We start from the raw sequence: 15,139 nt of genomic DNA, 5'->3' as shown, positions 1-15,139 counted from the left end.
TAAGACCTACTCTCATACACTATATATAGAAGTTAAACTCATTTATTCAGCTCATGATCTAAATCTGCCATTAAAGCTTTTATATGATCTTGTACATCGATATAGGTATTCAAAACAAACCTTCTGTTGGTTTGGATTTTCCACAAATAACTTAGCAGGACCTTTTTTTCTACGTCACTTATATTTAGAGGTAAATCCATACTTAAAATATCTCCATCTTGATTAAAGCTGAGGTGTGGAGCAATGACGTTATTTATCTTCTCAAAATAATTTTGATGAAACTGTACTTCATTGTATTCTTCTTCAAGCTTGCGTAAAGTCTGGTAGTCGAATTCGTAAATAGAAATAATCTTAGATCTCAGGATATCGTTTTCTACCAATTCGAAGCCTCTAGATTTGAGAGTTTCATACCCAGAAGTATTTTGGATAGAGATAAAATCTCTGGTTAAGATGAAATAGTGCTGTTGTACGGAGTCCAGGTTTACGGTCTCATTCCGCAAGACTTTTCTCCAAAATACACAGGATTTAATGCCCTGCTCGTGTCCATCAATGTTTTGACCTACGTCAATAAGGTCTTTTTCCAGGCCATTATAAATCTCCAATAAAATCTTGGATTCGGCATTTTTTTCTTTGCGGTTGTCATTCCAATTATTGAGGGCGAATGCAGAAATCACCACCACAAAAATGGAGATTAACTCAAAGGCATATTTATTCCAATTTCTTTTTTTCAAGTCATCATGTTTTAGCCTAGCTTAAAAAGCATGTATAGATGCTACTAAAGTTAATCTAAATTTTGAGTTTTTTTGATTCAGCTATTAAAATTCCATAGACTAAGTTGAACTAGCTTTTAGCAATCACTCCCTTTTTAAAATTATAGGTAAAGACATAATAGAAAAGCATTATAACCAGGATGTCGTAGCCAGAACTTATATCTAAATCTCCATTATTAAAAGCTAATTCTGAGATGGATTCCAGAAGAATAAACACTCCACCCACTACAACAGAATCTTTCAGTATTTCGAATCTCATTGTATTCATTATTTCAGATTCTTCTTTCTCTTGTGCAAAGGCTATGAGGAGCAGGGCGATAAGAAGGAGGTTTTTAAAAATCCATTAGAGAAGTTGAGGATCGATTGAGATCACATCGCTGTAGAATAGATTTAAAATTAAACCTATGACCGATAAAATGACTAAGCTTAGTCCGATCTTTTTGTAAAAGTTAGGTAATAACTTTTGTTTCATGGTTGTGGTTTGTTTTAGTGGACTTGGCTATGGGCATTGTCCTGCAGGGCATTGCGTATAGGTATTGTTGTAATTAGTTATTTCTCAATAATTTCATTTTTAAAGCTCCAGATTGGAGAATTTCTCAAATAAATATGTCTTTGAGAGCTATCTTGTTGCCAAAATTGCCTGAAATCAAATCCTTGTTTTAATCTTTTCCCTGTGGCATAAAAGGACATATCAACTAAATAAGAAACAAAGGTTTCTTTCTTGACTTTTTCCGAAGTAGTATTTTCATTGATAATATGTAAATACCTGAGATTTACCAGGTTTTTTAAAAGTGCATTATGCTCCTTGGCCAATTGAGAAGGATAAAGAATGACGTTAGTCTTAAGATCTCGTATTATCTCTCTATCAATTATTTCTAATGCTTCTCTAAGTTTTTCAGGAGAAATGTCTGACTCAATTTCTATATTTTGCTCTTTATCCTGTTTTAAATCGCTGATGGCAGAGTATAAATGTTGCTTTTTTATACTTCTTGAGGTATCCAATCGGGCAATTTTTATTAATTCAGAAAGAATGACTAAAAAATCTCGAGGAACCCCACCTGTAGCAACTGTTGTATAATTCAGGACATCTTCATTACTAAAGAGACCTAAAATATCATTTCCATTTAATTCGAGCTTAGGATTTAGATTAGCCGTGATTTTTATCAAATAATCCTTGAGATTAACGAAATCTTATAGTTCTTTGTCAAGTCGTATAGGTGAAAAATCGTCTTTCAGTGAGAAATCCGCTTTACCATCTTTATTTATTCGTGTTCTATTTGGAATAGAGCACATTTTAAAACAAAACGAACTGTGGCTTGCATTTTTATAAATATCATGCAAGTATTGGATTATTCTCGGTTGCTTATTTAAATCAATTAAGTAAAAATCATCAAGAAATAAGACTGTTTTACAATCATTCAATTCTAAAACAAACTAAAGCTGTCAGATATAGATAAAATTAAATCATCTAATTTTTCTGATTTCTTTATCATCTTATTAAATGACAAATCTTGAGTGTTTTCTTTTTCATTATGTTTTTTATTTTGTGTGTCTTTATTGTATCCCGCTAACAATTCAATGTCGCCTTCTAATTGAACAAAGTGACTTGGCACCTTTCCACTTGCCTTGAATTTCGATATTGCTTTTAGCTCCATGACGGAATTTATATTGAGGCTGGAATATTCTTTTTTCGTTTGTTTGATATTTATTTGAACAGGATCATCAGGAAGTTCCTTTAACTTATTTATATAGAAGTGTAGATTTTTTAAACTAGATAAAAGCCAAAGAAATTTATCGTATGTATATGGCTCTTCTCGTTCGTTAAATCTTCTTTTCATACTCTGTTTTGGCACTTTTATATGATTCTGACTATAAGGCATTTATTTTCAGTTTATCAATAAAAATTGAGAGAATTTCAATAATCGTTTTTTCCGAACTCCATTCTCTATATACTTGACAGTCTAAGGGAAGAATAAAATCTGAATTATTATCTTTCATTGTTGTTAATAGCAAGGTAGTTTTACCACAACCACGCCTTCCTAGCACTAAATGATTGTTAGAGACTTTTATTTTGCTTAGATTATCAAATGGATCTAAGTACTGAATATCATCAGGATTTTTAAAATCAACCACTTTTCTCCGTCTAACTTTTTCTATTTCTTGAATAAGTTGACTTAGCTTTTCATCTGATAACTCTAATGCCATGTTTCTCTAATTATTTACAACTCGTTTTATGTCTATAAAAGTAACCTTTTATTAGAAACAGTTACGGGAGAAGCTTATGTTTTTATAGTTTTAGTCGAGACTAAACCCATAGATCCTGGGTCGTTAGTCCTTCAGTTATCATCCTGCCCCAGCTGGATGTTAAAGTGAACTCTTAAGTCTTAAGCAATGTATCGCCACTCTTCAAGTTAGCCCAAAACAAAATCCCCCTAAACCTTTTTAAAAGTATTTAAGGGGACAGTTTGATTAAAAATAAGCTTGTAATTACTTAAACTTTAAGACTGGTGAGCGGCCTTTTTTAAATTTCCGGTTGCCAGCGGGTCTGCCAGATCTTAATCTCTTTTGCTCCTCGTAAGGCAGGTGCACGATATCCTGGCAGTGTTCTGAACAGCAGCCGTCCATTTTCTTCGCGCATTCCTCGCATTGAATAAACAGTAAATGGCAGCCGTCGTTGGCGCAGTTCACGTGGGTGTCGCAGGCTTTTCCACACTGGTGGCATTTGGCAATGACATCGTCGGAGATTTTTTCGCTTCGGCGATCGTCAAACACAAAGTTTTTTCCGTAGAATTTGTTTTCCAGGTTCTTGTCCTTCACCTGTCGGGCGTATTCGATAATGCCACCTTCCAACTGATAGACTTTTTTGAAGCCCTTGTGCTTGTAGTAAGCACTGGCTTTTTCGCAGCGAATGCCCCCGGTACAATACATCACCAGGTTTTTGTCTTCTTTGTGGTCTTTTAGGTCGGCTTCGATGATGTCCAGCGACTGGCGAAAGGTATCCACATCGGGTGTCACAGCATTTTTGAAATGCCCGATTTCGCTTTCGTAATGATTGCGCATATCCACCAAAACAGTGTTCGGATCTTCTATGAGTTCGTTGAACTTCACAGCATCTACGTGCACACCCTTATTGGTCACATCGAAGGTGGCATCGTTTAGCCCGTCGTGTACGATTTTGGGTCTGACTTTGATCTTTAATTTTAAAAAGGCCTTATCGTAATGCTCTATGGCGATGTTGAGCCTCACGTCCTTTAAAAAATCTATGCTGTCCAGAAAGGTTTTGAACGCTTCAAATTTTCTGGCGGGCACCGATAATTGGGCGTTGATGCCCTCATGAGCCACGTTGATACGACCGAGAACGTCGAGTTTATTCCAGTTCAGGAACAGAAAGTCTCTAAAGGCTTTGGGATTTTCGAGTTGATGGTACTTATAAAAAGAAAGGGTCAGACGTTCTTCTCCAGCATCTTCAATGAGCTGTTCCCTTTCCTTTGAACTTAGTTTATTGTACAGTTGCATGCTATACTAATTTTGATATCAATTTTTCCTTATAATCAACTGATAAAAACACCCTTTTCTCCTTTCTTCTGCAACATAAAATGAAAACGTAGCTAAGGCTATGCTTTAATTTTATGTTTTTAAATAAAGAAAAAAATCATCATTTTTATTTCAGCTTATTACCAGGAACAATTGATATTGAGTTAAAAGAAATGTATTAAAATGCAAAGGTATGATTTTTAGGATATCTGATTTTAGAATAATGATCAATGATTTTCGATTTGAGGTTTTAAATTTTTATTAAATAGATTTTGCAGCTGTTTAATACCCTTTGCCTTCGGCATTTCCCTCAAGGGAAAACCGTGATTGTGATTTCGAAAAAAACTTTCTTCTCTTGAGGGAAGCTTGAGAGGTGTGTCACGAAATTCTAATTAAGAATTATTAATTTTTAATTCATATTTTAGATCTCTCGTCGCCCGTTCCTTGCTCTATCGAAATGACAAAATCTCAAATCCCAAATCCCAAATCTCAAATCCCCAATCTCCAATCTTCAATCTGGAAACACTGCAATAAAGACCTTAGAGTTTGAATGCATTAGTTGCTGTTTTAGATTCTTAATCGAAATGTTTCCAATTTTATACTGAAGTTGCTTTTGAGTGCCACAAACAAGGTCAGTTTTGAACTTAAACGGCTGCAAGTCTGCTCTGTCGTAAGCTGAAATGTAAACTTTGATAAGCTTTTCGTCATCAAAGCGGATGTCATGGTTGGCACTTGTTGGTTCAATTGTGTTTTGACGGGCTTTGGAATAGGGGTAAGCATAATCTTTAAGCAAGGAGGTCACATCTGAAAGCACAGCACTAGCCGTTGGTACACTGCCAGCTCCTTTTCCCTGGAGCAACTGTTGATGGGCAAAGTCAGCATTGATTTCTACGGCGTTGTTTTCAAACGCAATGGAAGTGATGGGTTCAGAAGTTGGGATAAACTGGGGAGCGACATAAGCTTCCAGTTTCCCATCTACAACTTTAGAATGGCCAATTAATTTGATACTTAAATCCTTTTCCTTGGCAAATTCGATATCCTCTGGTTTCACGTGGCGTACCCCTACATTCAAAATATCTTCCGTGCGGTTCAACACTCCAAAGGCATGATAGTTTGAAATGATAAGTTTGTATTTAGAGTCCCAGCCATCGATGTCCAGGGTAGGGTCCGACTCTGCAAACCCATGCTTCTGGGCGTCAGTGATGATGTCTTCAAAGGGCTGTGGCTGCTGAAATAACCGGGTGAGTATATAATTGCAAGTGCCATTACTAATGGCTTTTAGAGAGTTTACAGTATCATAATCGAACGACTCTTCCAGCGTCCTGATGACAGGTATGCTTCCGCAAACTGAAGCTTCATAAAGCAGGCTGACTCCTTGTTTCTGAGCCAAGGTGACCAGTTCCTCAAAATGATGGGCCAGCATTTTTTTATTAGCTGTGACAACGTGCTTATGATTTTTTAAAGCTTGCTTTACGATAAAATAAGCAGCATCCGCATCGTCTATTAACTCCAAAACCACATTGATTTTCCTGTCGTCTAAGATATCTTCCGGTCGGTAACTGAAATGCTTGGCGCTGATAGACCTGGGTTTTTCTGGGTTCTTTACCACGATCGTTTTAAGATTGAGGTTAGGAATATTCTTCTTCTTTAAGACATGATAGATTCCAGAGCCAACGCTTCCAAATCCAAAAAGTCCAATTGTAAGTTCTTGAGGCATGATTTATAGTTTAAAATGTTTTTTTAATAAGGTTTTGATGATATCTACTTCAATTAAAAAGCCATCGTGTCCATAAGGGGAATCGATGATCTCCAGTTCTGAATTAGATATGTGTTCATCTAGAAAATCTTGTTCCTGAACAGGGAATAGCAAATCGCTTTGAATGCCGATGACCAGCGTTTTAGCTTTGATTTTTGAAAGGGCCTGCCCCAAACCTCCTCGGTTTCTGCCCACATCATGACTGTCCATGGCTTTGGACAAATACCAGTAGGATTTCGCATCAAAGCGATCGGAGAGTTTCTTCCCTTGGTAATTTTGATAAGAGGAGGCTCTAAATTGATCTAAAGTGTCTGGTTCATCGATCTGTGTTGAGCGGTAAGTATTATAATTTCGATAACTCAACAGGGCTATCGCTCTGGCAGCTTCCAGTCCTTTTCTGCCAGCTTTTTCCTCATTTTTATAAAATGTAGGATCCGACTCAATCGCCATGCGCTGAGTTTCATTTAAGGCAATTCCCCAGGACGAATGCTTGGCATTGGTGGCCAGTAAAATCAAGTTCTTGATGTCATCAGGTTGCTGAATAGCCCATTCCATGGCCTGCATTCCACCCATTGAACCCCCCATCATAAACTGGATTTCTGAAATTCCCAGAGCCTCTTTTAAAAGAATCAGGCTTTTTGTAATATCACGAATAGTTAATTTTGGAAAATCCAACCCATAAATAGTATGAGTCTTAGGGTTTATGCTTTGAGGGCCGCTACTCCCGTAACAAGAACCAATAGTGTTAGCACACACGATGAAATAATTATCCAAATCGATTCCTGTTTTTTTTTCAAATAGTCCTGGCCACCAGTCTTCAGGATTGGCATTAGCGGTTAAAGCATGGCAGATCCAGATCACATTGGAGCCTTCAGGATTAAGTTTACCTAAAGTAGTATAAGCGATTTCTAGTTCTGGTAAACACTGACCGTTTTCTAGCTGAAATGAATCTTGATATTTAAATGTTTTAGGCATCGACTTCTTGCTTGTAGGAGGACTTACGGATATGATAATGAATAGGAGTGGTGTGGCTTAAATTGTCATTGATAGGACAACGCTGCTTGACGTTCTTAAGCAAAAAATCTATGCTTTCCTGTGTGGCATTGGTCACAAAATCGATGTCCACATCCAGAGATTGGAAACCAGCTCTTCCTTCTGTGTCAATTCCTAAAAATGTCGAGGTCTCTATATTTCCATTGATGTTGATGGTCATATCATAAATCCTAATGCCGAGTTCTTTGGCCACCAGATTGATCACCACGTTAAGACAACCAGCATAACCGGCTAGCAAATACTCTACAGGATTGGCCGCCAGATCCTGGCCACCAAGTTCTTCAGGTTCATCAACTAAAAAATTAAAATGTCTGGAACTTCCTTTATATAAGGTCGAATTGAGGCTCGACCCGTTGATTGAAAAATTTGAAATACTCATATTTACTGTGTTTTTAGTTGTGAAAGTGCCTGATCAAGGTCAGCGATAATATCATCTATATGCTCAATGCCAACTGAAATTCTTAGCAATCCTGGAAACACCCCAGCTGCCTTTTGCTCTGCGTCATTAAGCTGCTGATGTGTGGTAGAAGCGGGATGAATGATTAAGGTTTTGGCATCACCTACATTAGCGGTATGGATAATTAACTTTAAGGCATCTACAAGCTGGTCGGCTTCTTCCAAACTTGCTTTCAGTTTGAAGGACAGCACTGCTCCAAAGCCTCTCTGCAGGTATTTTTTAGCGTTTTCGTGATACGCAGAACTCTCCAGCCCCGGATAATTCACATATTCCACTTTAGAATGATTTTCCAGGTATTTAGCAACTTTTAAAGCATTTTCAGAATGCCGTTCAGTTCTTAGAGATAAGGTCTCCAGACCCTGGAGGAGTAGAAACGAATTAAATGGACTTATAGATTGACCAAAATCTCTCAAACCTTCTACTCTGGCCTTGATCGCGAATGCTACGTTAGGGAGTCCCAGAGCATTGTCTTCACCAAATACCTCCCAGAATTTAAGTCCGTGATACCCTTCAGAAGGCTCTGTAAATCCAGGAAATTTACCGTTGGCCCAGTTGAAATTTCCAGCATCAACGACCACACCGCCTATGCTATTGCCGTGTCCACCAATCCATTTGGTGGCAGAACTGGTGACAATATTGGCACCATGTTTTATAGGTTGAGCAATGGCGCCACCAGCTCCAAAGGTATTATCGACAATTAGCGGAAGATGATGCTTTTGAGCAATTTTAGCAATGGCTTCAAAGTCTGGAATATTGAATTCAGGATTACCGATAGTTTCCAAGTAAATGGCTTTGGTGTGATCGTCGATTAAGGCTTCAAAAGAGCTGGGTTCATCACCATTAGCAAAGCGAGCTTCGATGCCCAGTTTTTTAAAGGTGACCTTAAATTGATTATAAGTCCCGCCATAAACATAAGACGTAGAGACAAAGTTATCTCCAGCTTCCAGAATATTGGTCAGGGCAAGAAATTGAGCCGCTAGTCCAGACGAGGTGGCAACTGCTGCCACACCCCCTTCTAAAGCGGCAATACGTTTTTCAAACACATCGTTAGTCGGATTCATGATTCGGGTATAGATATTTCCGAACTCTTCCAAGCCAAAGAGCTTAGCTGCATGCTTGGAATTATGGAATTGATACGAAGACGTTTGATGAATCGGAACGGCAATGGAACCTGTGGTTGGATCTGCAGTTTGTCCTGCATGCAGTTGTAAACTTTCAAATTTTAATGGAGTAGACATAATTATGAATGAATTAAGATTTATAAAATGGTGTGACTCGTAAAACCTTCAGAATAGAAGGTGAGAGCTAAATGAAATAGTTAAGAAATAGGCCTATGCGTACATTCGAAAACAATACGACATAGGCATACGCATTCGAGATGAGAATGTAAGAGATGTACTAAAGATTGTGCTCAACGCAATGTTGAAAAGAATAGATGCCGAGGTGTTTAAAAAATACAAGTTCATTTTTCCTATAATTTATATGTCCCTTTTTGGGCAGGAATTAGCACCTTTCAACACTATGTTGAGGTTGCCGAGGGTCACGGAGCCTGTCTCTCGCCTCTTCTTTATAAATCACACACCAATATGTGGCAGATGATAGTGCAAATATATAGCAAGCTTTTTAGATAAGTCGTCTAAAAAAGGGGCTAAATGTTAAAAAGAGTTAAAAATATTTTGAGGGTAAAGTATTAATGAAAAAAGCCTCTAATGAAGAGGCTTTTTCAAAATGTTGTAAAAAACAACAAGGTTTGGCTAATTCGTTGTTATACATTTTTAATAGTTAATCAAAAATAAAACAACGTCAGCCCCCGTCGATTTTACAGCTGCATACGGTTATAAACGAAACCGAAATGCCGTGCGTGTTAGTTATAGATGTCTTTCTAAGAAATTTCAAATACTATTGTTTATTTGGAAGATACACTTTTATTGAATGGTTGCGTAACTCCGGTTCAATATTAAAAAGAAATACTATTTTTACAAAAACGAATTCAATAAAATATGGCAAAAGAAAATAGCGAGAAAGATGCAAAATTAAAAGCATTACAACTTACTTTAGATAAATTAGACAAGACTTATGGTAAGGGAACGGTCATGAAAATGAGCGATCAGGCGGTGCAAGATGTAGATGCTATTTCATCGGGTTCATTAGGTTTGGACCTTGCTTTAGGGGTAGGTGGCTATCCAAGAGGACGAGTCATTGAAATTTACGGACCAGAATCTTCAGGTAAAACCACACTGACCTTACATGCGATTGCAGAAGCACAAAAAGCTGGAGGTATTGCTGCATTCATAGATGCTGAGCATGCCTTTGACAGGACTTATGCAAAAAACCTCAATATCGATATCGACAATCTGATTATTTCACAGCCCGATCATGGAGAGCAGGCTTTGGAAATCGCCGAAAACTTGATTCGATCTGGGGCTATCGATATTATCGTGATTGACTCGGTTGCAGCCTTAACGCCAAAAAGTGAGATTGAAGGGGAAATGGGAGATTCCAAAATGGGTCTTCATGCCAGACTAATGTCTCAGGCGTTGAGAAAGATGACGTCTACCATTAGCAAAACCAATTGTACAGTCATCTTCATCAACCAGTTGAGAGAAAAAATTGGAGTAATGTTTGGAAATCCAGAAACCACAACGGGTGGTAATGCTCTGAAATTTTACGCTTCGGTAAGATTAGACATCAGAAGATCAACTCAAATTAAAAACTCAAACAGTGATGTGATGGGTAATAAAACCCGTGTGAAGGTGGTGAAGAACAAAGTGGCGCCACCCTTCAAAATGACAGAGTTTGATATCATGTACGGAACAGGAATTTCTAAAATAGGTGAAATTATCGATATTGGTGTAGATTATGAGATCATCAAAAAAGCAGGATCCTGGTTTAGTTATGAAGACACCAAACTCGGTCAGGGACGTGATGCAGTAAAAACGCTTTTGCTGGATAACCCGGAACTCATGGAAGAGTTGGAAACTAAGATTGTAGAAGCAATTAAAATAGCAAAGTCTGAAGAGTAAGCTAAAGGATTTATATTTATTTAAAAACCGATGTTGATAACATCGGTTTTTTTATGAGAATTAAATTTTTATTTAACGCAACCTTCGTAGTATCACTACGTCTAAAGATAAACACTTCAATAATGAAATTTTTAAGTAGGCTTTTTATCCTAGGCTTTTTATCTTCCATTGTATTGGTAAGCTGCGAGGTAAATGATGACGGCTTTTTTCAAACCTCTCAGGTTTCTGCAATCTTAGCTGCCAATGTACCAGACACTATGGTTTTAGGAGAGACTTATAATCTGGAAATCACATTCCAAAGAGACTCCAATTGTCATACGTTTTCAAGCTTCGATTCTGCAAAACAGGGAGATAGCTTGCTTTTTGTGAGAGCAATCACTATTTTCACACAAGCTACTAATTGTAATGAAGAATCAGAAGGTATTTTGAGAGAGGTGGATTTCACCAATGATTTCGATTCAGATTTTACATTTAAGTTTTTAAGCGGAGAAACTAGTGAAGGCGAACCTGTTTATATAGATAAAGACGTGGTTGTGGAAGAATAACTTAGTATGGAACTTAAAAATCTTATAAAGCGATGTAAGCAAAACGACAAAAGGTCGCAGAAGCTGCTTTATGAGATGTTTTCTGAGGTCCTGTTTAGTATTTCTTTAAAATATTCCCGAAATTATTCTGAAGCTGAAGATAATTTACAGGATGCTTTCATTAAAATTTTCGACAAAATACATCAATTTGAACATAAGGGATCTTTTGAAGGTTGGTTAAAACGAATTACCATCAATATTTGTTTACAGCGTTACAGGGGTCAGAAAGTTTTTGAGCTTGTTAATGAAGACGCTCTAAAAGCTGAAGATTTACAAGTAGATGACCGGGAGTATTCACTTCAGTTTCTGCTTGAATGCATCCAGGGCTTGCCTGATCGTTACAGGATGGTGTTCAATCTTTACACTTTAGATGGATTTTCTCATAAGGAAATTGCTAAAAAGCTCAGTATTTCAGAAGGGACCTCGAAATCAAATTTATCACGCGCTAAAGACCTATTAAGACGAAAAATAAATAAGGCTAACGCAATGAATGAATCTTTAAAAAAAGTTGAATTTAATTAAATGAAACCTTCTAAACCCATAGAGCGCTTATTTCAAGAAGGTCTGAAAGATTTTCAGGAATCTCCATCGTCAAAAGTATGGGAAGGCATTGAAAAGCGTTTGGACCAAAAGAAAAAGAAGCGTTTATTACCTGTCTGGTGGTTGAAGGCTGCTTCCGTAGCGGCTATTTTGGCTATTTTCATTTCTATCGGTACTTTCTACTATAATTCATCTAAAAGCAGCATGACTGTAGCTTCCTCTTTAAATGATAATAATTCTAATAGCTCTAATTTTAATTCCAAATCTCTTAATATTAGACCTGCCAAGTTTAGCTTCTCCTCTGTTGACAGAAACTTGTCTACTTTTAACAATGCTATCGATAAAAAATTTGCATTCCAAGTGTCGATTGAAAGTCCTTCTCAAAAGAATGTAAATCCTTCTGCGGTCACTACCTCTTTTAGCAATACAAGGGCTGAAGAGATTAATCGATTACAAAATTCTTCGATCAGCCTACAAAATAAATCCTTTATTTCTTCAACACTGCTTGGAGAAAACAAAAGCACTGCAAAACAAAGCTTGAATAAAAAGTCCATATTTGATGTGATAGCAGAGGAGGAACTTGTTGCTGAAGTTTCAGATACCACTGTAGATCGGCCCTGGGAAATAAAACCCAACGTGGCTCCTGTTTTTATGAATTCTTTTAATGGAGGAAACCCCTTAGAATCCAGTCTTCAGGGGAAAACCTCAAGTAATCCTAACGTTTCTTATGGAGTTAATGTGGCCTATGCCATTAATAAAAAGATAAAAATTAGAACTGGAGTCAATCAGGTTGCTATGGGTTATAATACCCAGGATGTTCTCCTGTCTACCTCATCTTTCAGGCCTAATTCTTCTAGTAATCGCAATATTAAAACAGACCTGATTGGAGAAGTCACTCTTATGTCTGCTTCAAATAATCCAGCTCAAGTGACTAACTCTGCTTTTGGTGAGGCTACATCCTTAAATTCAATAGGAGCTTTGAGTCATGAATTAGGATTTTTGGAAGTTCCTCTGGAAATACAATATGCGGTTGTAGACCGTAAGATTGGTATCCATTTATTAGGTGGCGCTAGTACCTATCTTTTAAATAACAATGAAGTCTTTTTTGAAGAAGCCGGAAGATCTTCTAGTATAGGTGAAGCACAAAACATAAATGCATTAAGCTTTAGTGCCAATTTTGGTGTAGGTATGGATTATAATTTTTCTAAGAAGTTGTCTTTTAATCTTGAGCCTAAATTTTTATATCAAATCAATACATTTCAAAGTAGTGCTTCCGACTTTCAACCCTATTTCTTCGGTATTTACTCTGGGTTAAAATTAAAGTTTTAGAAAATATTTTCTCTTATTTGAATTAGTCTGTTGCTTATGTAAGTAAAAAATTTAACTTTGTTTATATGAGAGTAGAAGAGTATATCAAGCAATTACTTTATAGGTATGAATGTGTTATTGTTCCTGGGTTTGGAGCATTTATAACTCAGTTTACTTCCTCTCAATATCTTGAAAAGTCTCATCAGTTTATTCCGCCAACAAGATCACTTACCTTCAATAAATCCATCCAAAGCCATGATGGCCTTTTAGCAGAAACCATTGCTAAAGGGGAGTCTATGGATTTTGAAAGTGCAAAACACAAGATTGCCTTATTTGTGAAAGACTTTAATTCTGCTTTAGAGGTCGAAAGGCAATTAGAAATATCTCAATTGGGATGCTTTTACTTAGATAAAGAAGATAAACTTTCTTTTGAACCAGAAACCAGTATTAACTATTTTGTGGATGCCTTTGGTTTGGATCAAATTATGTTGAATCAAGTTGCTACTGGTAACTCCGATCTTGTTATAGAAAATTCCAAAGACAAGGAAGAAATCGAGAACAAGAAAGTAATCCATTTGCCTCATTCTAATGCAGAAGAAAGTGCCGGTAAAAAATCTTATTTTAAATATGCAGCTGTCGGTATCTTAGCATTAAGTATAGCTAGCTTTGCTGGAATTTATCAGTATAATAATTATCTAATTTCTTATAATGATTCTGAGGCTCAAAAAGCAGAGTCTTTGATTCAAGAGCGAATTCAGAATGCTGAATTTAATTACACGCTTTCAGAAATACCTCTCACCTCAACAAATATTGAGGCCATTCGCCCAAAATATCATATCGTAGCTGGAGCTTTTAGAGTGAAGGCTAACGCAGAGAAGAAGATCAATTTACTAAAAGCTAAAGGCTATAATGCAAGAATGATAGACCAGAATGCTTATGGTTTATATCAAGTTGCTTTTTCGAGTTTTCAGAATAGGACTGAGGCTCTATTGCAATTAAGGAAAATTAAAACTCTAGAAAATCCTGAAGCCTGGTTATATGTGAAGCAACTTTAAGCTAGGCTTAACACAACAAAACCTATCTTTGCAAAAAATTGAAATGGAAGTAAAACATCCTGAGGATTCTAAAACGACACTCACCGATTTAGTATTGCCTAGTGAAACCAATCCGCTCAATAATCTATTTGGTGGAGAATTGTTAGCAAGAATGGATCGTGCAGCAAGTATTGCTGCCAGAAGACACTCGAGAAGAATTGTAGTGACTGCCTCTGTCAATCATGTGGCTTTTAATAAAGCAGTCCCTCTGGGGAGTGTGGTCACTGTAGAAGCAAAAGTGTCCAGAAACTTTAAAACGTCTATGGAAATTTTTCTTGATGTTTGGATTGAAGATCGAGAAAGTGGAAGACGCTCCAAAGCCAATGAAGCGATTTATACCTTTGTTGCTGTAGATGATACAGGAAACCCGGTGCCGGTGCCTAAAATCGAACCTCAAACAAAGCTTGAAAAAGAAAGGTTTGATGCTGCGCTCAGACGTAAACAGTTGAGTTTAGTCCTTGCAGGGAAGATGAAGCCTAAGGATGCCACCGAGTTGAAAGCTCTATTTGAAAATAATAAATAATAAATTATGTACGAAGTTATTCAGATTGTTCACTCCTATTGGGCTTATTTAGTCCTTCTGGTGCTTGTTTTAGCTACTTTTAATGCCATCATTAAGACGCTTGGAAAGAAATCTTTTGGGCCTCAGGATTTTAGAATTTCGCTATTCACTCTGATCGTTTCCCACTTGCAGTTGTTAATTGGTTTAGTGCTATATTTTGTAAGTCCTTATTTCCAGGCGTTTTCTGAGGTTGGAATGAAAGGTGTCATGGGGGATAGTACTTTAAGGTTATACCTGGTTGAGCACCCGCTAACGATGATTGTCACAATCGTATTGATTACAGTTGGTTATAGTAAGCACAAGAAAAAGCTAGCCTCAAATAAGAAATTTAGAACAATCGCTATTTTTTATGCGCTAGCTCTACTTTTGATGTTATCAAGAATTCCTTGGAATGCCTGGTTTTAAGAGCAAGGACAAAAATATGTAATAATTTAAAAAGCCCTTTGATTTTTTATCAA

At 37.0% G+C, this 15,139-nt stretch carries 18 protein-coding genes and 1 riboswitch; of the genes, 7 read left to right on the top strand and 11 right to left on the bottom strand.

The features are described from left to right. Positions 1-38: 38 nt before the first annotated feature. The 11 genes from F598_RS0101570 to F598_RS0101525 form a co-directional block, all read right to left on the bottom strand. Positions 39-731 carry a hypothetical protein gene (locus tag F598_RS0101570; protein WP_019037257.1) on the bottom strand — a complete coding sequence of 231 codons (693 nt, stop codon included), beginning with the start codon at positions 729-731 and terminating at the stop codon, positions 39-41. 109 nt (positions 732-840) lie between these two features. Beyond that, positions 841-1,029 carry a hypothetical protein gene (locus F598_RS0101565; RefSeq protein ID WP_157594927.1) on the bottom strand — a complete coding sequence of 63 codons (189 nt, stop codon included), beginning with the start codon at positions 1,027-1,029 and terminating at the stop codon, positions 841-843. An 84-nt stretch (positions 1,030-1,113) separates the two neighbouring features. After that, positions 1,114-1,242, bottom strand: a complete 129-nt coding sequence (locus F598_RS15690; RefSeq protein ID WP_281163561.1) for a hypothetical protein — start codon at positions 1,240-1,242, stop codon at positions 1,114-1,116. Positions 1,243-1,319: 77 nt separating this feature from the next. Continuing rightward, positions 1,320-1,937, bottom strand: a complete 618-nt coding sequence (locus tag F598_RS0101560; RefSeq protein WP_019037255.1) for a hypothetical protein — start codon at positions 1,935-1,937, stop codon at positions 1,320-1,322. 257 nt (positions 1,938-2,194) lie between these two features. Then, a complete protein-coding gene (locus F598_RS0101555) occupies positions 2,195-2,608 on the bottom strand; it encodes a hypothetical protein (protein ID WP_157594926.1) in 414 nt (137 codons plus the stop codon). Between the two features lie 31 nt (positions 2,609-2,639). Further along, on the bottom strand, positions 2,640-2,975 hold the full coding sequence (locus F598_RS0101550; RefSeq protein WP_019037253.1) for a hypothetical protein: 336 nt from the start codon (positions 2,973-2,975) through the stop codon (positions 2,640-2,642). Positions 2,976-3,257: 282 nt separating this feature from the next. Next, positions 3,258-4,286: an oxygen-dependent tRNA uridine(34) hydroxylase TrhO gene (gene trhO / locus F598_RS0101545; protein ID WP_019037252.1), complete on the bottom strand. Its 1,029-nt coding sequence runs from the start codon at positions 4,284-4,286 to the stop codon at positions 3,258-3,260. A 529-nt stretch (positions 4,287-4,815) separates the two neighbouring features. Next, a complete protein-coding gene (locus F598_RS0101540; RefSeq protein WP_019037251.1) occupies positions 4,816-6,021 on the bottom strand; it encodes a homoserine dehydrogenase in 1,206 nt (401 codons plus the stop codon). Positions 6,022-6,024: 3 nt separating this feature from the next. Beyond that, the gene (locus F598_RS0101535; RefSeq protein ID WP_019037250.1) at positions 6,025-7,035 is read right to left on the bottom strand and encodes a homoserine O-acetyltransferase family protein; all 1,011 of its coding nucleotides are present in this window, start codon (positions 7,033-7,035) and stop codon (positions 6,025-6,027) included. Further along, positions 7,028-7,492 (bottom strand): OsmC family protein, encoded by a 465-nt coding sequence (locus F598_RS0101530; RefSeq protein ID WP_019037249.1) that lies wholly within the window; start codon positions 7,490-7,492, stop codon positions 7,028-7,030. The genes F598_RS0101535 and F598_RS0101530 overlap by 8 nt, the downstream gene beginning before the upstream one ends. A gap of 2 nt (positions 7,493-7,494) precedes the next feature. Then, positions 7,495-8,808 (bottom strand): O-acetylhomoserine aminocarboxypropyltransferase/cysteine synthase family protein, encoded by a 1,314-nt coding sequence (locus F598_RS0101525; RefSeq protein ID WP_019037248.1) that lies wholly within the window; start codon positions 8,806-8,808, stop codon positions 7,495-7,497. 237 nt (positions 8,809-9,045) lie between these two features. Further along, positions 9,046-9,146, bottom strand: a riboswitch (SAM riboswitch). Between the two features lie 424 nt (positions 9,147-9,570). On the opposite strand from F598_RS0101525, the gene recA reads away from it, so the two are divergent. The 7 genes from recA to F598_RS0101490 all read left to right on the top strand — a co-directional run bounded on the left by recA (position 9,571) and on the right by F598_RS0101490 (position 15,086). Continuing rightward, a complete protein-coding gene (recA, locus tag F598_RS0101520) occupies positions 9,571-10,593 on the top strand; it encodes a recombinase RecA (RefSeq protein WP_019037247.1) in 1,023 nt (340 codons plus the stop codon). Positions 10,594-10,715: 122 nt separating this feature from the next. After that, complete coding sequence (locus F598_RS0101515; RefSeq protein ID WP_019037246.1) at positions 10,716-11,138, top strand: hypothetical protein; 423 nt, start codon at positions 10,716-10,718, stop codon at positions 11,136-11,138. 6 nt (positions 11,139-11,144) lie between these two features. Next, positions 11,145-11,699 (top strand): RNA polymerase sigma factor, encoded by a 555-nt coding sequence (locus tag F598_RS0101510; RefSeq protein WP_019037245.1) that lies wholly within the window; start codon positions 11,145-11,147, stop codon positions 11,697-11,699. Further along, entirely contained in the window at positions 11,700-13,046 is a 1,347-nt protein-coding gene (locus F598_RS0101505; protein WP_019037244.1) for an outer membrane beta-barrel protein, read from the top strand. A 65-nt stretch (positions 13,047-13,111) separates the two neighbouring features. Next, complete coding sequence (locus tag F598_RS0101500; RefSeq protein WP_019037243.1) at positions 13,112-14,080, top strand: HU domain-containing protein; 969 nt, start codon at positions 13,112-13,114, stop codon at positions 14,078-14,080. Positions 14,081-14,123: 43 nt separating this feature from the next. Continuing rightward, on the top strand, positions 14,124-14,642 hold the full coding sequence (locus F598_RS0101495; protein WP_019037242.1) for an acyl-CoA thioesterase: 519 nt from the start codon (positions 14,124-14,126) through the stop codon (positions 14,640-14,642). Positions 14,643-14,648: 6 nt separating this feature from the next. Continuing rightward, positions 14,649-15,086: a hypothetical protein gene (locus tag F598_RS0101490; RefSeq protein WP_019037241.1), complete on the top strand. Its 438-nt coding sequence runs from the start codon at positions 14,649-14,651 to the stop codon at positions 15,084-15,086. Positions 15,087-15,139: the final 53 nt, after the last annotated feature.

This window comes from Psychroflexus tropicus DSM 15496 (assembly GCF_000378765.1).
GTDB classification, from domain to species: domain Bacteria; phylum Bacteroidota; class Bacteroidia; order Flavobacteriales; family Flavobacteriaceae; genus Psychroflexus; species Psychroflexus tropicus.
The sequence above is the reverse complement of the archived record's forward strand: the minus strand, read 5'-3'. Positions and strand labels throughout refer to the sequence as shown.

Coding starts and splice junctions, on each gene's coding strand:
- F598_RS0101565 (WP_157594927.1), bottom strand. CDS start 1,029: ATGAGATTCGAAATACTGAAAGATTCTGTTGTAGTGGGTGGAGTGTTT.
- F598_RS15690 (WP_281163561.1), bottom strand. CDS start 1,242: ATGAAACAAAAGTTATTACCTAACTTTTACAAAAAGATCGGACTAAGC.
- F598_RS0101555 (WP_157594926.1), bottom strand. CDS start 2,608: ATGAAAAGAAGATTTAACGAACGAGAAGAGCCATATACATACGATAAA.
- F598_RS0101550 (WP_019037253.1), bottom strand. CDS start 2,975: ATGGCATTAGAGTTATCAGATGAAAAGCTAAGTCAACTTATTCAAGAA.
- trhO (WP_019037252.1), bottom strand. CDS start 4,286: ATGCAACTGTACAATAAACTAAGTTCAAAGGAAAGGGAACAGCTCATT.
- F598_RS0101540 (WP_019037251.1), bottom strand. CDS start 6,021: ATGCCTCAAGAACTTACAATTGGACTTTTTGGATTTGGAAGCGTTGGC.
- F598_RS0101535 (WP_019037250.1), bottom strand. CDS start 7,035: ATGCCTAAAACATTTAAATATCAAGATTCATTTCAGCTAGAAAACGGT.
- F598_RS0101530 (WP_019037249.1), bottom strand. CDS start 7,492: ATGAGTATTTCAAATTTTTCAATCAACGGGTCGAGCCTCAATTCGACC.
- F598_RS0101525 (WP_019037248.1), bottom strand. CDS start 8,808: ATGTCTACTCCATTAAAATTTGAAAGTTTACAACTGCATGCAGGACAA.
- recA (WP_019037247.1), top strand. CDS start 9,571: ATGGCAAAAGAAAATAGCGAGAAAGATGCAAAATTAAAAGCATTACAA.
- F598_RS0101515 (WP_019037246.1), top strand. CDS start 10,716: ATGAAATTTTTAAGTAGGCTTTTTATCCTAGGCTTTTTATCTTCCATT.
- F598_RS0101510 (WP_019037245.1), top strand. CDS start 11,145: ATGGAACTTAAAAATCTTATAAAGCGATGTAAGCAAAACGACAAAAGG.
- F598_RS0101505 (WP_019037244.1), top strand. CDS start 11,700: ATGAAACCTTCTAAACCCATAGAGCGCTTATTTCAAGAAGGTCTGAAA.
- F598_RS0101500 (WP_019037243.1), top strand. CDS start 13,112: ATGAGAGTAGAAGAGTATATCAAGCAATTACTTTATAGGTATGAATGT.
- F598_RS0101495 (WP_019037242.1), top strand. CDS start 14,124: ATGGAAGTAAAACATCCTGAGGATTCTAAAACGACACTCACCGATTTA.
- F598_RS0101490 (WP_019037241.1), top strand. CDS start 14,649: ATGTACGAAGTTATTCAGATTGTTCACTCCTATTGGGCTTATTTAGTC.